The organism is Streptomyces sp. NPDC055243 (assembly GCF_044544025.1).
Taxonomy (GTDB): Bacteria; Actinomycetota; Actinomycetes; order Streptomycetales; family Streptomycetaceae; genus Streptomyces.
The window spans coordinates 1-19,050 of record NZ_JBITWR010000021.1; the positions used below are offsets into that span (position 1 = coordinate 1).

A 19,050-nucleotide genomic window follows, 5' to 3' on the forward strand; every position below is an offset into this window, starting at 1 on the left:
GACGGTCAGGTCATCGGCGAAGTGCCGGTCGCCGGTGGCGTCAGGCACGTACTTCACGGTGACAACGATCCTCAAGCTCACGCCGGCTCTCCTACCTGGTGTGGTTCGTTAGGACGACGGTATGGCACTCAGTACCCCCTGTAAAGGTACGTAGTGCCAGATGTGCCGTCACGGTGCTACGTTCCCCGCATGACTGAGGCACGCGGAGCGGCGAAGAAGGCCCCCATGCGAGAGGTGCTCGCCAAGGCGGCGTTCCAGCTGTTCCTGGAGCGCGGCTTCGAGCAGACCACGGTGGACGACATCGTGGCGCGGGCCGGGGTCGGGCGCCGCTCCTTCTTCCGGTACTTCCCGTCCAAGGAGGACGCGGTCTTTCCGGACCACGAGAGCTGCCTGGCCGACATGACGGCGTTCCTCGAAGCGGCCGACGGCGCCGATCCCGTGGACGCGGTGTGCGACGCGGCCCGGATCGTGCTGCGCATGTACGCCACGAACCCCGAGTTCTCCGTGCAGCGCTACCGCCTCACCCAAGAGGTCCCCGGCCTCCGTACGTACGAACTGTCGGTGGTGCGCCGCTACGAACGCACCATGGCCGGCTACCTCCGCGGCCGCTACGCCGAGGCCGATGACGGCTCCCTGCGCGCCGAGGTGATCGCCGCCGCCGTGGTCGCCGCGCACAACAACGCCCTGCGCTCCTGGCTGCGTTCGGGCGGCGACGGTGACGCCGAGGCCGCGGTGGACCACGCGCTCGAACTGGTGCGGAACGGGTGGGGGAGCGCCGCGGCGAACGGGGAGGCCGCCGCCGACACCGACGACGAGGTCGTCGTGATGGTGGTGTCGAAGCGTGCCCCCATGTGGCGGGTCGTGCAGCGCGTCGAGTCGGCCCTCGGCCAGGACTGAACTCCGGAAAGCAGCACTCAGTACCTTTACCTGCTGGCACTCAGTGCCATATGGTGCGAAGGCGTCGACGCCGAGCGCGGCGCATCCGAGCCGAATGCAGGGGGTCGAGACGTGTCCCAGCAGGATTTGAGCGTCGCGCCGACAGAACACGAGCGAACCGGCCTGATCTACCGACGCTGCCGATGGTGCGGCACCGCGTCCTTCCGGCGCATGCTGTGTCCGGTGTGCGCGTCCAGTGATCTGGAGGCGGAGCGCAGCGACGGCGAAGGCGTCGTCGTCCAGTCCAGCGTGGTCAACCGCTACACGGGGACCGCGCGCAACGAGTCCCTCGTCCGCTTCCCCGAAGGGTTCGTGTTCCGCTGCCGTGTCGTGGGCGCATCACCGCATCTGGTGTGGGTCGGCGCGCGTGTGCGGCCCGTGGCCGGGTCCGATCCGGAGACCGGGGAGGCCGTCTTCGAGCTCTGCGAGACGCACACGAGCACCGACTGGTAGCGCTTCCGGTGGGGCTTTCGGCAGGTGGCGCTACCGGCAAGGCCTGCGGTCAGTTGACGCCCCGCTCGCGCCCTTCCCAGTAGGGCCCGCGCAGCTTGTACTTCTGGAGCTTTCCGGTGGCCGTGCGGGCCAGCTCGGCGCGGAACTCCACCGAGGTCGGCGCCTTGAAGCCCGCGAGGTGCTCCTTGCAGTGCCGGATCAGCTCCTCCTCCGTGGCGTGCGCGCCGGAGGCCAGGACGATCAGGGCCTTGATGGTCTCGCCCCACTTCTCGTCCGGCACCCCGATCACCGCGACCTCGGCGACCGCGGGGTGGCTGAACAGCACGTCCTCCACCTCGATCGAGGACACGTTCTCACCGCCGGTGATGATGACGTCCTTCTTGCGGTCACTGATCGTCAGATGGCCGTCCGCGCCGATCGAACCGCCGTCGCCCGTGTGGAACCAGCCGCCTTCCAGCGCCTGAGCGCTCTCCTCCGGCTGCTCCCAGTACCCCTCCAGGATCACGTTCGAGCGGGCGAGGATCTCGCCCTCGTCCGAGGTCCGCAGCGTCACGCCCAGCGCGGGCGCCCCGGCCCGGACCAGCTTCTCCGCGCGCTGCTGCGAGGTGAGGTCGTCCCACTCGGAGCGGGTGCGGTTGATGGTGAGCAGGGGTGAGGTCTCGGTGAGGCCGTAGATCTGGATGAACTCCCAGCCCAGCTCGGACTCGACCTGGGCGACCGTCCTGGTGGGCGGCGGAGCCCCCGCGACGATGATGCGCACCCGGTCCCGGCCGGGGACCTCCCCCTTCCACGTCCGCGCGGCGGCGAGCACCGCGTTGACCACCGCGGGCGCCGCGCACATCACCGTGACCCCGTGCTCGGCCACCCGGCGCAGGATCTCCGCGCCGTCCACCTTGCGCAGCACGACCTGGCGCGCCCCCATGCCCGCCATCGCGAACGGCATGCCCCAGCCGTTGGCGTGGAACATCGGCAGGGTGTGCAGATAGACGTCCCGGTCGGTGACCCCGGCGTGCAGCGCGAACGTCAGGGCGTTCACCCAGATGTTGCGGTGCGTGATCTGAACGCCCTTGGGGCGCGCGGTCGTTCCGCTGGTGAAGTTGATGGTCGCGGTGGCGTTCTCGTCGTGTTCCCAGGGCTCCGGCTCGGTGTCGAAGCGGTACAGCTCCTCGTCCGCCCCGGCCCCGAGCGTGTAGCGGTGCTTGCAGGTCACCTCCGAGAGGTGGTCCTCCAGTTCGGGGTCCACCAGCAGGACGCTCGCTCCCGACCGGGTGACGATGTAGCTCACCTCGTCGGGCGAGAGACGGAAGTTGACGGGCACGAGCACCCGGCCGTGGCCGCTGACGCCGAAGAACGACGTCAGCAGCCGTGCGCTGTTGTGCGAGACCACCGCCACCCGGGCGCCGTGCGGCACCCCGAGTGCGTCGAGACCGGCGGCCTGGGCCCGCGCCAGCTCACCCACGCGCCGATAGGTGAGCCCCTCCCAGGGCTCGGCCGGCTGATCGGGCTCGTCGACGATGCCGACCCGGTCCCCGTACACGGCCGTGGCGCGGTCCAGAAAATCAAGGGCCCCGAACGGGACGAACATCCTGCCTCCCGAAGCTCAGTCGATGTACGTCGCCTATCCGACCATGCCGCACGGGAAACCGGACCCCCGACGCCCTTCCTACCCGGCCGTCTGTGGCGCCTCCTGAAGCCGCCGCAGGGACGCCACCAGCTGATCCACCTCCTCGGACGTGTTGTAGAGCGCGAGCGACGCGCGGGCGGCCGACTCCAGGCCGTAGTGGGCGAGCGCGGGCTGGGCGCAGTGGTGGCCCGCGCGGATGGCGATGCCGTCGCGGTCGAGCCACTCCGCGATGCCCGCCGGATCGTGGCCCGCGAGCGTGAAGGTGAGGACCGCGATCCGCTCGGGCGCCGACCCCAGGACCTCCAGGCCCGGCACCGTGGCCATGGCCTGCTGCGCGTACGTCATGAGCGCGCTCTCGTAGGCTGCGACGGCGTTCCGGTCGAAGGACGTGAACCAGTTCAGGGCGGCCAGCAGGCCGACCACGCCCGAGATGTGGCCCGTGCCCGCTTCCAGGCGGTGCGGGACCGGCGCGAACGTGGTCCGCGTGAAGTCGACCGAGTCGATCATGTTGCCGCCGCCCTGCCACGGCCGCATGGCCCGCAGGATCTCCGGCTTCGCGTAGAGCGCGCCGATGCCGGTCGGGGCGAAGAGCTTGTGCCCCGAGAAGGCGTAGAAGTCGGCGTCCAGGTCCTGCACGTCCACCGGGAAGTGCGCGACGGCCTGCGCCCCGTCCACCAGGACCTTGGCGCCGTAGCGGTGGGCGAGGGCCGTCATCTCCTTCACGGGCGGGACCGTGCCGAGGACGTTCGACGCGTGGCTGACGGCGACGAGTTGGGTGCGGGAGGAGAGGAGATCGGCGTACGCGTCCTGGTCGATCGCTCCCTCGGGCGTGAGGGGGATCGGCACGACCCGGGCGCGGGTCTCCTTCGCGATCAGCTGCCAGGGCACGATGTCGGAGTGGTGTTCGAGGACGGCCACCAGAATGTCGTCCCCGGGACCGAGGTTGTCCCGCCCCCAGCTCTGGGCGACCAGGTTGATGGCCTCGGTCGTGCCGCGTACGAAGACGATGTCGTCCGGCGACCCGGCCCCCAGGAACTGGGCGACCGCGGACCGTCCCGCCTCGTACATCTCCGTCGCCTCGCGCGCCATGGTGTGCGCGCCCCGGTGGATGTTGGAGTTCGCGGCGCCGTAGTAGGCGCCGAGTGCCTCGATGACCTGGCGCGGCTTCTGCGTGGTGGCGCCGTTGTCGAGCCAGACCAGGGGGTGGCCGTTGACGGTGCGGTGCAGGATCGGGATGTCCTGGCGGGCCGACTCCGGTGTGAACCCCGGGGGTTGGAGCTGCGGGAGCGCGCCCGCGCCGGCGGTGGTCGGGGTCGCGGCCGGGAGAGCGGATTCCGCGGGGGCCGTCGGCAGCACCCCCGTCGAGCCCGGGACTCCCGTCGCGCCCGGAACTCCCGTCGAGCTCGGCAGCCCCGTCACGCCCGGAACTCCCGTCGCGCCGGGGGCTCCTGCCGCATTCGGCAGGCCCGACAGATCCGGCAGCCCCGTCGCGCCCGGCACCCCCGTCACACCCGGCAGGTTCGACAGCCCCGGAACGCCCAGCCCTCGCGCCCTGGCGTCAGGAGTAGTCATGGTAGTTCGACACCTCGACGTTCTGCAGGACGGCGATGGCGTCCTCGACCAGCACGGCCGTGTTGAAGTACGCCGTCATCAGGTACGACGTGATGCCCTTCTGGTCGACGCCCATGTTCCGCATGGACAGGCCCGGTTCGACCTCGTCCGCGACGCCCGCGGGACGCAGCCCCACCACGCCCTGCTCGGCCTCGCCCGTCCGCATCAGCAGGATCTCGGTGGTGCCGAGGCCCGCGCCCGTGCCGCCCGAGAACCGCACCTTGTCCGACGGGACCAGCGGAACACCGCGCCACGTCAGGAGCGGGCTGCCGAAGCGGCTGTCCGTCACCGGGGGCACGCCCCGCCGCGTACATTCACGGCCGAAGGCGGCGATCGCCCTGGGGTGGGCCAGGAAGAAGCCGGGCTGCTTCCAGACCCGCGTCAGGAGCTCGTCCAGGTCGTCGGGGGTGGGGGCGCCGGTGCGCGCCTGGACCCGCTGCCCGGCGGAGACGTTGTGGAACAGGCCGTGCTCCGGGTGGTTCAGGAGCGAGGACTCCTGCCGCTCCCGCAGCGCCGCGATGGTGAGGTTGGACTGTGCGCGGGTCTGGTCGATGGGCCCGTTGTAGAGGTCGGCGACCCGGGTGTGCACGCGGAGCACCGTCTGCGCGAGCGTCATGTGGTACTCACGCGGCGCGTCCTCGTAGTCGACGAACGTCCCCGGCAGGTCCGGCTCGCCGACGTGCCCCGCGCTCAGGTCCACCGGCACCTCGGCGCCGGGCGTGTCGGGGTCCGCGTCGCAGTACGCGGTGATCGCGCCCCCCAGCGCCTCGTCACGGTCGGCGAGCCCGGCGAGCGCGCTGCGGTCCGCGCAGAGCGCCACACCCGGGGTGAGCGCCTTGACGCGGTAGGGCATCGCGGCGGTACGGGTCCACGCGCCGAGGTCGAAGAACTGGCCGTCGCCGATGACTTCGAGCAGCGCGTCCTCGCCGTACCGCCCGGTCACCCGCTTCTCGGCCTTGCCCTGCACGATCACCCACAGCCGGTCGGCGGGGTCGCCCTCCTGGGCGAGCACCTGCCCGGCCTCGAAGGTGACCTCGGTGAAGGCGCCGGCCAGTTCGGCGAGCAGGGCGTCGTCGGCGTCGCGGAGGTAGGGCACCTCGCGTAAGTCGCCCGGGACGACGCGCTGCGAGCCGCTCTCCTCGTACGTGGTGATGCGGTCGTCACCGAGCACGAACGTCCGGCGGCGGTTCACCCGGTAGGTGCCCGACTCGACATCCACCCAGGGCAGGGCGCGCAGCAGATAGCGCGGGGTGATGCCGCGCATCTGCGGAGTGGTCTTGGTGGTCGTCGCCAGTTGCCGTGCGGCATCCGGGCCGAGTGCGAGCCGGTCGTTCACTGGAACCTCCTGGAAGAACGGTTTCTGCTGGCTGCCGTGACGGCATCCGGCGCCGATCGTCTTCGCGTTGTTCCATGACCGCAAGTGGTCGTTTGTCAGGGCTCGTCGAGAAAAGGCCGGAAATGAATGGACAGTGGGCCCCGCACCCGCGGACCAGCCTTCCAGGCCTCTTCCGGAAATTCCTCGCACGGCAGATATCCGGCTCAAATCATCCCGATACCGGAGCCGAGCACCCTTGAAAGGAGCGCTTATGAATCGGGTATCGGAGCCGTGACCCGGGCAGGATGATGGCGGTGCGGCCGATGATCGCGGCCGCCGTACGAAGGGTGCAGCGATGACAGACTCGGCCCCTGGGCGGCTCACCATCTCGCGGGCGACGCTCGACGACTGGCAGATCGTCAGCGGATGGGCGGCGGACGAGGGCTGGAACCCGGGACTGCGCGACGGCCCGTCCTTCTTCGTGCAGGACCCGGAGGGGTTCTTCATCGGCCGCATCGACGGCGAGCCGGTCTCCGCGATCTCGGTCGTGAACTACGACGAGCTGTACGCCTTCCTGGGCTTCTACCTCGTCCGCCCCGACCTGCGCGGCCGGGGCCACGGCATCACCACCTGGCAGACCGCCATCGCCCACGCGGGAAACCGCACCGTCGGCCTCGACGGCGTGGTCGCCCAGCAGGACAACTACCGCCGCTCGGGCTTCGAGTTCGCCCACCGCACCATCCGCTACACGGGTCTCGTGCCCGGCGGTTTCCCACGACCCCCGCGGATCCTGCCGGTCGAGGCCGCGGGCCTGCGGGCGATCACCGCGTACGACGCCGCGTGCTACCCCGCCGACCGTCCGCGCTTCCTGGAGTCCTGGCTCACCGCGCCGGGGCACCGCGCCCTGGCCCGCATCGTCGACGGCCGCGTCACCGGATACGGCGTGCTCCGCCCGGCACACGGCGCCCTGCGCGTCGGGCCCCTGTTCGCCGATACGCGCGCCGACGCGGAGGAGGTCTTCGACGCGCTGACGGCGGAGGCGGACGACGTGCCCGTCGTCATCGACGTCCCCGAGTCCCAGCCGCATGCCGTGGCCCTGGCCGAGGCGCGCGGCATGAAGCCCACGTTCGAGACCGCCCGCATGTACACCGGGCCCGTGCGCGAGCTGGCCCAGGAGCGGGTCTTCGGCGTGACCACGCTCGAACTCGGCTGACGGGTGAGGGCCGGGCCCACCGGGACCCGGCCCACCGGGACCCGGCCCACCGGGACCCGGCCCTCCGCTCCGCCGCCAAGGGGATGCGCCGCTGCCGCTACGTGATCGTCAGCCTCTTCTTCGCCTCGGCCTCGGAGCTGTTGCCCACATAGATGTCCACGGCCCCTTCCTCGACACGGAACTCACCGCTCTGCGCGTTCGTCCAGAACCCGAAGTCGTCGGCGCCGAGCCGGAAGCGGACGGCTTTCGACCTGCCCGGCCCAAGGGTCACCCGGCGGAACCCGCGCAGCTTGCGCACCGGCTGCGTGATGCTCGCCGCGATGTCGTGGACGTACAGCTGGACGACCTCGTCGCCCTCGCGGTCACCGGTGTTGCGGACGGTGACCGAGACCTCCAGCGTGTCGCCCTTGCGCAGCGCCCGCGCCGACACGCTGTCGCGGCTCAGCTTCGGCTCGCCGATCTCGAACCTGGTGTAAGAGAGCCCGTGGCCGAAGGCGAACTGCGGGTCCGGGGGCAGGTCGAGGTACTTGGACGTGTACTTGTTGTCCGCGTTGTAGGGGCGGCCCGTCGACTCGTGGTTGTAGTGGACGGGGATCTGGCCGACCGTGCGCGGGAACGAGACGGGCAGTTTGCCGCCCGGATCGACCTTCCCGAACAGCACGTCGGCGATGGCGTTGCCCGCCTCGAGACCCGGGTGCCAGGCCTCGAGGACGGCGGGCGCGGACTTCAGCCAGTCGCCGACGGTCAGCGGGCGCCCGTTGACCAGGACCACCACGAACGGCTTGCCCGTCCCGGCGATCGCCTCGATCAGCTTCTCCTGCCCGCCCGGCAGGCTGATGTCGCTGCGCGCCGCCGCCTCGCCGCTCATCGCCGGGGGCTCGCCGACCACGACGACGGTGACGTCCGCCTTCCCGGCCGCGGCGACCGCGGCCGGGATGCCGCCGGTGTCCGTGCCATCGGCGTCGACGCCCTTCGCGTACGTCACCTTCGCCTGCGGGGCGGCGGCCCGCACCGCCGCGAGGATCTTGCCCGAGGGGAAGCTCTTGGCCGCGCCGGGGAACGTCCACGTGCCGAGCAGGTCGTCCGAGTCGCCGAACGGCCCGACGACCGCGATCGAACCGGTCGACTTCTTGAGCGGCAGCGCCTCGCCGTCGTTCTTCAGGAGCACCATCGAGCGGGCGGCGGTCTCGCGGGCGGCCTTGCGGGCATCGGCGGACGGCTTGTCGATGGCGGCGCCCTCGTCGACGTACGGATGCTCGAAGAGCCCAAGGGCGAACTTCAGGCGCAGGATGCGCGTGACCGCCTCGTCCAGACGCTTCCTGCTGATCCTGCCGCCGCTCAGCAGCTTCTTGCCGTGCTCGGCCAGGTCCGTGCTCGCCATCTCCATGTCGACGCCGGCGTTCAGCGCGAGGCGGGCCGCGTCGGCGCCGTCCTCGGCGAAACCGTGCGCGATCAGCTCGTCGACGCCGTTCCAGTCGCTGACGACGAAGCCGTCGAAGCCCCACTCCTTGTGCAACACGTCGGTGAGCGTGTGGGAGTTGCCGTGGGCCGGGACGCCACTGATGGTGTTGAAGGAGGCCATCACCGTGGCCACGCCCGCGTCCAACGCGGCCTTGAACGGCGGCAGATAGTGGTTGCGCAGGCGCGACTCCGACACGTCGACCGTGTTGTAGTCCTTGCCGCCCTCGGCCCCGCCGTACGCGACGAAGTGCTTGGCGCAGGCGGCGACGCGGTCCTTGGCGTCGAGGCCCGAACCCTTCTCGCCCTGGTAGCCCTCCACCTTGGCCACGGCGAACGCCGTCGTGAGGTACGGGTCCTCGCCGCAGCCCTCGGCGACGCGGCCCCAGCGCGGCTCGTGCGTGACGTCCATCATCGGCGAGAACGTCCAGTGCACGCCGTTCGAGCGGGACTCCTTCGCCGACACCTCGGCGTCCCGCCGGGCGACCTCCGGGTCGAAGCTCGACGCCTGGGCGAGGGGGATCGGGAACGTCGTCCACAGTCCATGGATGACGTCGAGCCCGAAGAGCAGCGGAATGCCGAGCCGGGACTCCTCCACCGCGATGCGCTGCAGGGCGTTGCTGCTCTTGGCGCCGAAGATGTTCAGGACCGAGCCGAGCCGTCCGGCGCGTGCCGCGTCCTCGACGTCCTTGGTCTCACTGCCGCCGGGGCCCGTGCTGACGGCCCAGGGGAGCTGCTGCAACTGACCCAGCTTCTCTTCGACAGTCATACGGTCGAGCAGCTTCTTGATCTTCGGGTCGACGGGGCTCGGACGCTCCGGCGCGGCCTGCGCGATTCCGGTGCCCGCGGCGGTGAAGCCGCCTCCCGCGACGGCCGTGCCGCCGATCGCGGACAGCAGAGTACGCCTTCGTAGCTCTCGCATGTGTTCGCCTTCTCGCGTCAGGAAGTCGACAACCTCTGTGATGGCCACAAGAGTTGAAGCGAAAGTACGTTCCTGATACATGCGGGTCAAGGGACGCGGCAGGGACGCGCGGGGGTCTCGTTTCGGTGGTCCTTTCCCCGACGCTTGACCTCAAGGAAACTTGAGGTTCTACGTTCTTCTCATGAGCATGGAAACGACAGCCTGGACCCAGCTGCAGAGCGTCATGCACGCCGAGCAGGACCGCCGTCCCTTCGCCCGCGCCACCTTGCGCCGCATCGGCACCTTCGCCCGGCCGCACAAACGCCGCATCGTCTACTTCGTCCTCCTGAGCGTCGTCACCGCGCTGCTCGCCGTGGCCACCCCCGTCCTGGCGGGCAACGTCGTGGACACGATTGTCAAGGACGGCGAGTCCTCCCTCGTGGTCCGGTACGCCCTGCTCATCGCCGCCATCGCCCTCGCCGAAGCCGGCTTCGGCCTCCTCGGCCGCTGGCTGTCGGCGAACCTGGGGGAGGGGCTCATCCTCGACCTGCGCACGGCCGTCTTCGACCACGTACAGCGCATGCCCGTCGCCTTCTTCACCCGCACCCGCACCGGCGCGCTCGTCAGCCGCCTCAACAACGACGTGATCGGCGCCCAGCGCGCGTTCAGCAACACGCTCTCCGGCGTCGTCGGCAACGTGGTCACGCTGCTCCTGACCCTGGCCGTGATGCTGACGCTCTCGTGGCAGATCACGCTCCTCGCCCTTGTCCTGCTGCCCGTCTTCGTCGTGCCGGCGCGCCGCATGGGCTCTCGGATGGCCAAGCTTCAGCGCGAGGCCGCGCACCACAACGCGGCGATGGGCACGCGGATGACCGAGCGCTTCTCCGCTCCGGGCGCCACCCTCATCAAGCTCTTCGGGCGTCCGGGCGCCGAGTCGCAGGAGTTCGCCACGCGGGCCCGCCGGGTACGGGACATCGGCGTCCGCACGGCCATGGCGCAGTCCACCTTCATCACCGCGCTCACACTGGTCTCCGCCCTCGCCCTGGCGCTCGTCTACGGCCTCGGCGGCTACTTCGCGCTCAACGGCACCCTGGAAGCGGGCGCGATCGTCTCCCTCGCCCTGCTCCTGACCCGCCTCTACGCGCCGCTGACCTCCCTGGCCGGAGCGCGGGTCGAGGTCATGAGCGCGCTCGTCAGCTTCGAGCGGGTCTTCGAGGTCCTCGACCTGAAGCCGCTGATCGACGAGAAGCCGGACGCCCGTGAGGTCCCGGCAGGCCCCGTGACGGTGGAGTTCGACGACGTCCGCTTCGGCTACCCGTCCGCCGACAAGGTCTCCCTGGCCTCCCTCGAAGAGGTCGCCTCCCTCGACACCCGAGGCGGCGACGAGGTCCTGCACGGCCTGTCCTTCCGCGCCGAGCCGGGCCAGACCGTGGCCCTCGTCGGATCGTCGGGGGCGGGCAAGTCGACCATCGCGCAACTGCTTCCGCGCCTCTACGACACGGACGGCGGGGCCGTACGCATCGGCGGGGTCGACGTCCGCGACCTCTCGGCGGCGTCCATGCGCCAGACCCTCGGCATGGTCACCCAGGACGGCCACCTCTTCCACGAGTCGGTCCGCGCCAACCTGCTGCTGGCCCGCCCCGAGGCCACCGAGGACGACCTGTGGGACGTCCTGCGCAGGGCCCGCCTCGAAGACCTCGTACGCTCCCTGCCCGACGGCCTGGACACCGTGGTCGGCGAGCGCGGCTACCGGCTCTCCGGCGGCGAGCGCCAGCGCATGACCATCGCCAGGCTGCTGCTCGCCCGGCAGCGGGTCGTCATCCTCGACGAGGCCACGGCGCACCTGGACAACACCTCGGAGGCGGCGGTGCAGGAGGCGCTGGCCGAAGCGCTGGAGGGCCGCACCGCGATCGTCATCGCGCACCGGCTCTCGACGGTGCGCTCCGCCGACCAGATCCTCGTCGTGGAGGCCGGGCGGATCGTGGAGCGCGGGACGCACGAGGAACTGCTCGCGGTGAGCGGCCGGTACGCGGAGCTGTACCGCACGCAGTTCGCGGGCACGGCGGGGACATCGGAGAAGACGGCGGTGGCGGTGTAGGCGAGCGGATCGTCGTCGGCTCCTGCGGTCCCGCTCCGTCGGCTTACGACGGGGCGGGATCCCTGTGCGCGCCCGGCGGCCTCAGCGGCCGGTTCGCGTCAGGCCGCGGGCTCCCACGCGAATCCGTCCGGGTCGGTGAAGGTCCCGGCGTCGCCGCCGATCGCGAGCCGGTGCGAACCGCTGCCCTCCGGCGGGACACCGGCGACCTTGGCCAGGCCGCGACGCGGGTACAGCGACAGTTTGACGGGACTCGACGAACCGTCGAACTCGACGTACTTGCTGCCGAAGCTCTTGGCGACGGTGAGGCCGCGGTCGACGTAGAACCGCTTGGTCGCGGCCATGTCCGAGACGCCCAGCAGGAGAACGATCTCGTCGATCTTCCGGCTGTCGGGGCCGGTGTCCTTCTTCGACGAGCTCGCGAGCTGCCAGACCGTCCCGTCGGGGGCCTGTACGACGCCGCCGTAGCCCCACAGGGACTTCTTCGCGGGCTTCAGCTCCGTGGCCCCGGCGGCCAGCGCGGCACCGAACAGACCGTCGACGATCGACGGCTGGGAGACCACGAGCGAGACCGTGAACCAGCGGAAGCCCGACGTCGGGGCCTCCGAGGCCCGCAGCCGTACCTGCTTGTCGAGCCCGAAGGCGTCCGTGTAGAAGCGCTCGGCGGCCGTGGGGTCGGCCACCTCGAGGGTGATGCAGTCGATGGAGGTCATGTCCGTCACGCTAGGCGGGCTCGGTGACCGGTGCTTCTCCAATCCTGATCGCTTTCCCGCATGGCCCTCCGTTTCCCGCGGAGTTCGCCCGGCTGTGGTCGCGACCGCCGTTTCGGCCACCCCTCGGCGTCGACCCGGAACCTGACGCAGGGCAATCTGCCGCTCACACAGGGGAGTTGATGCGGTGGAGATCGAGTGTGTTACCCATACGCAATCCCGAGGGCGGGACAAGAGCCCTGGCCGGTGGCAGGATGCACCGCAGCTTGCGCAGCACACAGCGCTGTTGATCTCGCTCGCGCTCTGGTTCGAGCCTGCCCTGGAGGTCCTGTGTCCGCTCGTCCCCCGAAGTCCGTTCGTTCCCCGGTGGCCGCCATAGCCCTGACCGCAGTCGCCGGCCTGCTGATGACGGGCTGCACCAGCACCAAGTCCGACAGCGACGGCGACAAGGGCGCCTCGGGGATCAAGCTCGTCTCGTCCGGCAAGATCAAGACCTGCACGCATCTGCCCTATCCGCCGTTCCAGTCGAAGAAGGACGGCAAGATCGTCGGATTCGACGTGGATCTGGTCGACCTGGTCGCCAAGGAACTGGGGGTGGAGCAGGAGATCGTCAACACACCCTTCGAGGGCATCGAAACCGGCCAGGACTTCAACATCCGCAAGTGTGACCTGGCCGCGGCAGGCATGACGATCACCGACGAGCGCGACAAGGTCATGGACTTCTCGGCCCCCTACTTCAACGCCACTCAGGCGCTGATCACCAAGAAGGGGCAGCCCTACAAGACCTTCGAGGATCTCAAGGGAAAGAAGCTCGGCTACCAGAAGGCCACCACCGGCGGCATCTACGCCAAGAAGGAGAGCAAGGGCCTCGACATGGAGCTCGTGGAGTACGAGGACGTCGGCTTGCTGCTCACGGCGGTCAAGGCCGGCAAAGTCGACGCGGGCATCAACGACAACGGCGTGCTCTTCGAATACATCAAGGACAACCCGGACGCCGAGGTGACCGCGGAGTTCGACACCGGTGAGAAGTACGGAATCGGCTTCCGCACGGGCAACGACTCACTGCGTACGAAGGTCAACGAGGTCCTCAAGGAGGCCCGGGCCGACGGCAGTTACGACAAGATCTACAAGAAGTGGTTCGGTACCACTCCGCAGAGCTGACCTCGAGCATTCAAACGGCTGACCAGAGGAGTTCTGCACGTATGTCCATGTCCCGACGGCGGCGGGCACGGCTGTTCCGCGGCGTCCAGTACGCCGTGCTGTTCATCGCCGTAGCCGTGTTCGCGCTGGTGGCCGATTGGGGGACACTGCGCCAGGCGTTCTTCGACGTGGAGATCGCCAAGGCGCTGTTCCCCGAGGTGATCACCACCGCGCTGGTCAACACCGCCTACTACACGCTGCTCGGCTTCGGCTTCGGCCTGGGGCTCGGCGTCGTCCTCGCGCTGATGCGGCTGTCCACGGTGCCTCCGTACCGCTGGATCGCGATCGCCTACATCGAGTTCTTCCGCGGCGTTCCGTCCCTGCTTGTGTTCATCGCGCTCGGCTTCGGTGTGCCGCTGGCCTTCGAGGTCGCGCTCGACATGAACATCACGGTGATGCTGTCCCTGGGCCTGGTGGGCGCCGCCTATATGGCCGAGACGATCCGCGCGGGCATTCTGGCCGTGCCCAAGGGGCAGACGGAGGCGGCCCGTTCGCTGGGCATGTCACCGGGGCGTGCGATGGTGTCGATCGTGATGCCGCAGGCGTTCCGGATCGTGCTGCCGCCGCTGACGAACGAGCTGATCCTACTCACCAAGGACTCCTCACTGGTGTATCTGCTCGGCCTCTCGCTCGGCCAGTTCGAGCTGGCCAACTTCGGCCGGGACGCGCTGAACGAGCACAAGAGCCTGACCCCGATCCTGATCGCCGGATTGCTGTATCTCGTCATCACCCTCCCGCTCGGCCATCTGGTGCGGCGGCTCGAGGCCCGTACGGCGAAAGCCAGGTGAGCACCATGAAGTTGGACAAGGCACCCGACGCGCCCGCACCTTCCGGCCAGGCGATCGAGGTGCGCGAGCTGCGCAAGTCGTTCGGCGATCTGGAGGTGCTCAAGGGCATCGACCTCACGGTCGGGCGCGGTGACGTGGTCTGTGTCATCGGCCCTTCGGGCTCCGGCAAGTCGACCCTGCTGCGCTGCGTCAATCTCCTGGAAGAGCCCACGTCGGGCACGGTGACGGTGGCCGGCACGGAGGTCACCGACCTCGATGTGGACATCGATCGCGTACGCCGCCGGATCGGCATGGTCTTCCAGTCCTTCAACCTCTTCCCGCACCTCAGGGTGCTGGAGAACCTGACCATCGCGCAGCGCCGTGTGCTGCGGCGCGGCAAGGAGGAGGCGGAGCGCATCGCGCGGGCCAACCTCGCGCGGGTGGGCCTCGTCGACAAGGAACAGGCCTATCCGGCGCAGCTCTCCGGCGGGCAGCAGCAGCGGGTCGCGATCGCTCGGGCGCTGTCCATGGACCCCGAGTTGATGCTCTTCGACGAGCCGACCTCCGCACTCGACCCCGAACTGGTCGGGGACGTACTCGCGGTGATGCGCTCGCTCGCCCAGGAGGGGATGACGATGCTGGTGGTCACCCATGAGATGAGCTTCGCGCGCGAGGTCGCCGACCGGGTGGTCTTCATGGACGACGGAGTGATCGTCGAGGAGGGCACGCCCGAACGTGTGGTGGGCGACCCGCAGCACGAGCGGACCCGGACGTTCCTGGCACGCGTACTCGATCCTGCGGCGGCGGAGGTGGGCGAGGTCCCGGACACAGGACCGCACGAGAAGCGCGTGGACCGCTGAGTGCGCCTCGGGGCCGAACATCCCAAGCCTGCTCGCCGCAGCGCACGATGTTGTGGAAAGTCCTAGATTCGAACAGTGGCCGATGTACAGTGAAAGGCGCCCCTGACCTGCAAAAAGCTGGCAGGGAGCCGTCTTTCAGGAGTCCAAAGTGCTGCGTACTCTGTTCAAGTCCAAGATCCACCGCGCCACGGTGACCCAGGCCGACCTGCACTACGTCGGTTCCGTCACCATCGACGCCGATCTCCTCGACGCCGCCGACCTGCTGCCCGGCGAGCTCGTGCACATCGTCGACATCACCAATGGCGCCCGCCTGGAGACCTACACCATCGAGGGCGAACGCGGCAGCGGCGTGATCGGCATCAACGGCGCGGCCGCGCACCTCGTGCACCCCGGCGATAGGGTGATCATCATCAGCTACGCCCAGGTCGACGACGCCGAGGCACGCACCCTGCGGCCCAAGGTCGTGCACGTCGACGGCGCGGACAACCGCATCGTGGCCCTCGGCGACGACGCGGCGGCTCCGGTGCCGGGCGCCGACGACATGGCGCGCAGCCCGCAGGCCGTGTCAGCACTCCAGGAGAGCCGATGAGCAGTGGGATCGAGATCCGCGACGACCGGGCGCGCGGCGTCCTCGAAGCGCGCGCCGACGGCGAAGTCGTCGGCCAGATCGTCTACTTCACGCTGGACGCCCCCGAGTCCGCCCTGGTGCCGGTGCACACCGAAGTGGTGCCCGCGCACGAGGGCGAGGGCATCGCGGGTTCGCTGGCCGGGGAGCTGTACGCGATGGCGGCGCGGGAAGGCGTCGCCGTGGCGCCCCTGTGTCCGTACGTCGTGAAGTGGGCCGAGCGGCACCCCGACGAGGCGCCCGTCCCCTCGGGGGCACTGGTCGCCGCGGCCCTGGACAAGGTGAAGTCGGACCCGGCCGCGTGGTGACGCCGGCGCTCGCCCTGCTGCACACCTCGCCCGTGCACGTCCCCGTCTTCGAGGAGCTGCGGGACGAGGACCATCCGGGCGTGGCGCTGCGCCACCTCGTCCACGAGGAGCTGCTCGCGCGGGCCCGTGCCGAGGGGCCGGACGCGGTGGCCGGCGCCGTCCAGGAGCTCCTGCAACGGGCCGCCGCCGACGGGGCGAGCGCCGTGCTCTGCACCTGCTCGACGATCGGCGGTGTCGCCGAGTCCGCTGCCGCCGCCGTCGGAGTGCCGGTGCTGCGGGTCGATAGGCCGATGGCGGCCGCCGCCGTGGCCGCCGGGCGGTCCGTGGCCGTCGTCGCCACCGTGGCCAGCACCCTGGGGCCGACCGTGGCCCTCGTCGAGGAGGAGGCCGCCCGCGCCGGGCACCCCGTCGACGTCACCACCGTCCTGGTGGACGGCGCCTGGGAGTGCTTCACCGCCGGTGACCACGAGGGATACGTGGACCGGGTCGTGGCCGCCGTCGACGCCCTGGACGGCGTCGACGCCGTCCTGCTGGCCCAGGCGTCCATGGCGTCCGCCGCGGACCGCACCACCCTGCGTGCCCCGGTGCTCTCCAGCCCAAGGCTCGGACTGCGCGCGGCAGTTGACCGGTGCGGGGCGGGTGTCACGTCGTAGGCTGATCGCGGGAGGTGAGTGACCGCTCACCTCCCGCTCACCCCTACGACTTCACAGGAGCGGACATGGCGCAGCAGGACGAAGAGGCCGTGATCAGTCCCACCGGCTGGGTGGCCGATCAGGCCCGCCTGTACGAGGAGTCCGGCGGAAAGAAGGGCGCTCGGATCCAGGGCGCCCCCTGCCTGCTGCTCGACTACCGCGGACAGCGCACGGGGCAGCTGCGCCGCACCGTGCTCATCTACGGCCGCGACGGCGACGACTACCTCATCGTGGCCTCCAACGGCGGAGCCGACGAGCACCCCCTGTGGTACCGCAACCTCGCCGCGAACCCCGACGTGCGGCTCCGCGTGGGCACCGAGGAGCGGTTCGCCGCCCGCGCCGAGACCCTGTCGGCCGAGGACAAGGCCAGGGTCTGGCCGGGCCTGGTCGAGCTGTTCGCCCCCTACGCGGACTATCAGGCCAAGACGGATCGCGACATCCCCGTCGTGCGGCTGCGCCGCACCCACGACTGAGTTCGGACGTCACGAGGACGCGTTAACTCGGCAGGCGTGGGCACGCGAGGCGGGAGAGAGTGGACACGACCGATCTCCGACCCGCTGGAGGAGACATGACCGTCCCGTACCCCGAGCCCACGCCGCCCAGCCCGATCCCCGACCCGGGCGGGCCGAGTCCGGTGCCCGACCCCGAGCGCCCCGTGCCGGGGCCGGGTCCCGGCCCCGTGCCGCGGCCCACGCCGGATCCGCCGCCGACCCCGCTCCCGCCGCCGGGACCGGAGCCCGAGACCGAGCCCAAGCCGGTCTGACGGCGGGGGAGGCCGAGACGGCCTCTCGTTCGGATCAGGCCCGCACTTCCGAGCGGTCCCCGCCCCACAGGGTGTGGAACGACCCCTCGCGGTCCGTACGCCGATAGGTGTGCGCCCCGAAGAAGTCCCGCTGTCCCTGCGTCAGCGCGGCCGGCAGCCGGTCCGCGCGCAGCGCGTCGTAGTACGCGAGGGCCGCCGAGAAGCCCGGCGTGGGGACACCCTGCCGGGTGGCCGCGACCAGAACCGCCCGCCAGTCGTCCTGGGCCGCGCCGATCTCCTGCGCGAACGTCTTGACCGAGAGCAGGCTCGGCAGGTCCGCGCGCGTGTCGTACGCGGCGCGGATGCGGTCCAGGAAGGCGGCGCGGATGATGCAGCCGCCGCGCCAGATGGCGGCGACCGCCCCCAGGTCGATGTCCCAGCCGTACTCCTCGCTGCCCGCGGCGACCTCGTGGAAGCCCTGCGTGTACGACACGATCTTCGAGGCGTACAGCGCCTGCTCGACCTGGTCGGCGAACGCCCCGGCCTCGGCCTCGCTCAGCGCACGCGCCGTCGGGCCCGCCAGCTCCTTGGACGCCGCCCGCAGTTCGGTGTGGCCCGACAGGGAGCGCGCGAACACCGCCTCGGCGATGCCCGACACCGGCACGCCCAGATCGAGGGCGATCTGCACGGTCCAGCGGCCGGTGCCCTTCTGCTCGGCCTGATCCTGCACCACGTCCACGAACGGCTCGCCCGTCGCGGCGTCCACGTGCTTGAGGACCTCAGCCGTGATCTCGATCAGGTAGGAGTCGAGGCGGCCGGTGTTCCAGGTGCGGAAGATGTCCGCGATCTGCGCGGGGGAGTAGCCCGCCACGTCGCGAAGGAGCTGATACGCCTCGGCGATCAGCTGCATGTCCGCGTACTCGATGCCGTTGTGCACCATCTTCACGAAGTGCCCCGCGCCGTCCGGGCCGACGTGCGTGACGCACGGGGACCCGTCCTTCGCCTTCGCCGAGATCTTCTCCAGCATCGGGCCGAGCGAGGCGTAGGACTCCGGGGAGCCGCCCGGCATGATGCTCGGGCCCAGCAGCGCGCCCTCCTCGCCGCCCGATACGCCCGTGCCGACGAAGTGGATGTCCTGCTCGCGCAGTTCACGCTCGCGGCGCCGGGTGTCCGCGAAGTGCGCGTTGCCGCCGTCGATGATCATGTCGCCCGGCTCCATGAGCGGCGCGAACTCCTGGATGACGGCGTCCGTGGGCTCACCCGCCTTCACCATGATGACGAGGCGGCGCGGGCGTTCGAGGGCCGCGACGAACTCCTTGGCGGTCTCGGTGGCGATGAACTCGCCCTCGTGGCCGAACTCCTCGACCAGCGCGTGGGTCTTGGCCGCCGTGCGGTTGTGCAGGGCGACGGTGTAGCCGTTGCGGGCGAAGTTGCGTGCCAGATTGCGCCCCATGACCGCGAGGCCCGTGACACCGATCTGGGCTGACGTGCTGCTCATGCCGTGGCTCCTGGATGTGGAAGTGCCGGTGGTGTCCGCCAG

General features: G+C 70.3%; 18 protein-coding genes and 1 pseudogene. 12 read left to right on the forward strand and 7 right to left on the reverse strand.

Annotated elements, in window-relative coordinates:
- Window positions 1-81 (reverse strand): annotated as a pseudogene (locus tag ACIGXX_RS38550) (electron transfer flavoprotein subunit beta); the annotation flags it as partial.
- A gap of 108 nt (window positions 82-189) precedes the next feature.
- On the opposite strand from ACIGXX_RS38550, the gene ACIGXX_RS38555 reads away from it, so the two are divergent.
- Both ACIGXX_RS38555 and ACIGXX_RS38560 read left to right on the forward strand, forming a co-directional pair.
- Entirely contained in the window at window positions 190-897 is a 708-nt protein-coding gene (locus ACIGXX_RS38555; protein ID WP_361471907.1) for a TetR family transcriptional regulator, read from the forward strand.
- 111 nt (window positions 898-1,008) lie between these two features.
- Window positions 1,009-1,389, forward strand: coding sequence for a zinc ribbon domain-containing protein (locus ACIGXX_RS38560; RefSeq protein ID WP_361471904.1), 381 nt, complete (start codon window positions 1,009-1,011; stop codon window positions 1,387-1,389).
- A 49-nt stretch (window positions 1,390-1,438) separates the two neighbouring features.
- Here the strand turns inward: ACIGXX_RS38560 and ACIGXX_RS38565 are convergent, their stop codons facing one another.
- From ACIGXX_RS38565 to ACIGXX_RS38575, 3 genes are all read right to left on the reverse strand, one after another.
- Entirely contained in the window at window positions 1,439-2,974 is a 1,536-nt protein-coding gene (locus tag ACIGXX_RS38565) for an AMP-binding protein (protein ID WP_399983006.1), read from the reverse strand.
- A 78-nt stretch (window positions 2,975-3,052) separates the two neighbouring features.
- The gene (locus tag ACIGXX_RS38570) at window positions 3,053-4,585 is read right to left on the reverse strand and encodes a SufS family cysteine desulfurase (protein ID WP_399983009.1); all 1,533 of its coding nucleotides are present in this window, start codon (window positions 4,583-4,585) and stop codon (window positions 3,053-3,055) included.
- Window positions 4,572-5,960, reverse strand: coding sequence for a family 2B encapsulin nanocompartment shell protein (locus tag ACIGXX_RS38575; protein WP_361471896.1), 1,389 nt, complete (start codon window positions 5,958-5,960; stop codon window positions 4,572-4,574). The genes ACIGXX_RS38570 and ACIGXX_RS38575 overlap by 14 nt, the downstream gene beginning before the upstream one ends.
- A 334-nt stretch (window positions 5,961-6,294) precedes the next feature.
- On the opposite strand from ACIGXX_RS38575, the gene ACIGXX_RS38580 reads away from it, so the two are divergent.
- Window positions 6,295-7,152: a GNAT family N-acetyltransferase gene (locus ACIGXX_RS38580; protein WP_361471893.1), complete on the forward strand. Its 858-nt coding sequence runs from the start codon at window positions 6,295-6,297 to the stop codon at window positions 7,150-7,152.
- Between the two features lie 97 nt (window positions 7,153-7,249).
- On the opposite strand, the gene ACIGXX_RS38585 is transcribed toward ACIGXX_RS38580, so the two are convergent.
- Window positions 7,250-9,532, reverse strand: a complete 2,283-nt coding sequence (locus ACIGXX_RS38585) for a glycoside hydrolase family 3 N-terminal domain-containing protein (protein ID WP_399983014.1) — start codon at window positions 9,530-9,532, stop codon at window positions 7,250-7,252.
- Between the two features lie 181 nt (window positions 9,533-9,713).
- Here ACIGXX_RS38585 and ACIGXX_RS38590 point away from each other — a divergent pair, with 181 nt between their 5' ends.
- The gene (locus ACIGXX_RS38590) at window positions 9,714-11,609 is read left to right on the forward strand and encodes an ABC transporter ATP-binding protein (protein WP_351164057.1); all 1,896 of its coding nucleotides are present in this window, start codon (window positions 9,714-9,716) and stop codon (window positions 11,607-11,609) included.
- Between the two features lie 98 nt (window positions 11,610-11,707).
- Here the strand turns inward: ACIGXX_RS38590 and ACIGXX_RS38595 are convergent, their stop codons facing one another.
- Complete coding sequence (locus tag ACIGXX_RS38595) at window positions 11,708-12,319, reverse strand: glyoxalase (RefSeq protein WP_351164058.1); 612 nt, start codon at window positions 12,317-12,319, stop codon at window positions 11,708-11,710.
- Between the two features lie 402 nt (window positions 12,320-12,721).
- On the opposite strand from ACIGXX_RS38595, the gene ACIGXX_RS38600 reads away from it, so the two are divergent.
- The 8 genes from ACIGXX_RS38600 (at window position 12,722) to ACIGXX_RS38635 (ending at window position 17,531) form a co-directional block, all read left to right on the forward strand.
- Window positions 12,722-13,477, forward strand: coding sequence for an ABC transporter substrate-binding protein (locus tag ACIGXX_RS38600; RefSeq protein ID WP_399983218.1), 756 nt, complete (start codon window positions 12,722-12,724; stop codon window positions 13,475-13,477).
- Window positions 13,478-13,518: 41 nt separating this feature from the next.
- Window positions 13,519-14,304, forward strand: coding sequence for an amino acid ABC transporter permease (locus ACIGXX_RS38605; RefSeq protein ID WP_351164059.1), 786 nt, complete (start codon window positions 13,519-13,521; stop codon window positions 14,302-14,304).
- A 5-nt stretch (window positions 14,305-14,309) separates the two neighbouring features.
- Window positions 14,310-15,143 (forward strand): amino acid ABC transporter ATP-binding protein, encoded by an 834-nt coding sequence (locus ACIGXX_RS38610; protein ID WP_351164061.1) that lies wholly within the window; start codon window positions 14,310-14,312, stop codon window positions 15,141-15,143.
- A gap of 148 nt (window positions 15,144-15,291) precedes the next feature.
- A complete protein-coding gene (gene panD / locus ACIGXX_RS38615) occupies window positions 15,292-15,732 on the forward strand; it encodes an aspartate 1-decarboxylase (RefSeq protein WP_351164063.1) in 441 nt (146 codons plus the stop codon).
- Window positions 15,729-16,076 (forward strand): GNAT family N-acetyltransferase, encoded by a 348-nt coding sequence (locus ACIGXX_RS38620; protein ID WP_351164065.1) that lies wholly within the window; start codon window positions 15,729-15,731, stop codon window positions 16,074-16,076. The genes panD and ACIGXX_RS38620 overlap by 4 nt, the downstream gene beginning before the upstream one ends.
- The gene (locus ACIGXX_RS38625; RefSeq protein WP_399983023.1) at window positions 16,070-16,729 is read left to right on the forward strand and encodes an aspartate/glutamate racemase family protein; all 660 of its coding nucleotides are present in this window, start codon (window positions 16,070-16,072) and stop codon (window positions 16,727-16,729) included. The genes ACIGXX_RS38620 and ACIGXX_RS38625 overlap by 7 nt, the downstream gene beginning before the upstream one ends.
- Window positions 16,730-16,794: 65 nt before the next feature.
- Window positions 16,795-17,241 carry a nitroreductase family deazaflavin-dependent oxidoreductase gene (locus tag ACIGXX_RS38630; protein ID WP_399983026.1) on the forward strand — a complete coding sequence of 149 codons (447 nt, stop codon included), beginning with the start codon at window positions 16,795-16,797 and terminating at the stop codon, window positions 17,239-17,241.
- Window positions 17,242-17,336: 95 nt separating this feature from the next.
- Window positions 17,337-17,531 (forward strand): hypothetical protein, encoded by a 195-nt coding sequence (locus tag ACIGXX_RS38635; protein ID WP_351164068.1) that lies wholly within the window; start codon window positions 17,337-17,339, stop codon window positions 17,529-17,531.
- Window positions 17,532-17,565: 34 nt separating this feature from the next.
- On the opposite strand, the gene gndA is transcribed toward ACIGXX_RS38635, so the two are convergent.
- A complete protein-coding gene (gndA, locus tag ACIGXX_RS38640; protein ID WP_399983029.1) occupies window positions 17,566-19,008 on the reverse strand; it encodes an NADP-dependent phosphogluconate dehydrogenase in 1,443 nt (480 codons plus the stop codon).
- Window positions 19,009-19,050: the final 42 nt, after the last annotated feature.

Coding starts and splice junctions, on each gene's coding strand:
- gndA (WP_399983029.1), bottom strand. CDS start 19,008: ATGAGCAGCACGTCAGCCCAGATCGGTGTCACGGGCCTCGCGGTCATG.
- ACIGXX_RS38580 (WP_361471893.1), top strand. CDS start 6,295: ATGACAGACTCGGCCCCTGGGCGGCTCACCATCTCGCGGGCGACGCTC.
- ACIGXX_RS38620 (WP_351164065.1), top strand. CDS start 15,729: ATGAGCAGTGGGATCGAGATCCGCGACGACCGGGCGCGCGGCGTCCTC.
- ACIGXX_RS38590 (WP_351164057.1), top strand. CDS start 9,714: ATGAGCATGGAAACGACAGCCTGGACCCAGCTGCAGAGCGTCATGCAC.
- ACIGXX_RS38605 (WP_351164059.1), top strand. CDS start 13,519: ATGTCCATGTCCCGACGGCGGCGGGCACGGCTGTTCCGCGGCGTCCAG.
- ACIGXX_RS38600 (WP_399983218.1), top strand. CDS start 12,722: ATGACGGGCTGCACCAGCACCAAGTCCGACAGCGACGGCGACAAGGGC.
- ACIGXX_RS38555 (WP_361471907.1), top strand. CDS start 190: ATGACTGAGGCACGCGGAGCGGCGAAGAAGGCCCCCATGCGAGAGGTG.
- ACIGXX_RS38585 (WP_399983014.1), bottom strand. CDS start 9,532: ATGCGAGAGCTACGAAGGCGTACTCTGCTGTCCGCGATCGGCGGCACG.
- ACIGXX_RS38635 (WP_351164068.1), top strand. CDS start 17,337: ATGACCGTCCCGTACCCCGAGCCCACGCCGCCCAGCCCGATCCCCGAC.
- ACIGXX_RS38630 (WP_399983026.1), top strand. CDS start 16,795: ATGGCGCAGCAGGACGAAGAGGCCGTGATCAGTCCCACCGGCTGGGTG.
- ACIGXX_RS38570 (WP_399983009.1), bottom strand. CDS start 4,585: ATGACTACTCCTGACGCCAGGGCGCGAGGGCTGGGCGTTCCGGGGCTG.
- ACIGXX_RS38610 (WP_351164061.1), top strand. CDS start 14,310: ATGAAGTTGGACAAGGCACCCGACGCGCCCGCACCTTCCGGCCAGGCG.
- ACIGXX_RS38595 (WP_351164058.1), bottom strand. CDS start 12,319: ATGACCTCCATCGACTGCATCACCCTCGAGGTGGCCGACCCCACGGCC.
- ACIGXX_RS38565 (WP_399983006.1), bottom strand. CDS start 2,974: ATGTTCGTCCCGTTCGGGGCCCTTGATTTTCTGGACCGCGCCACGGCC.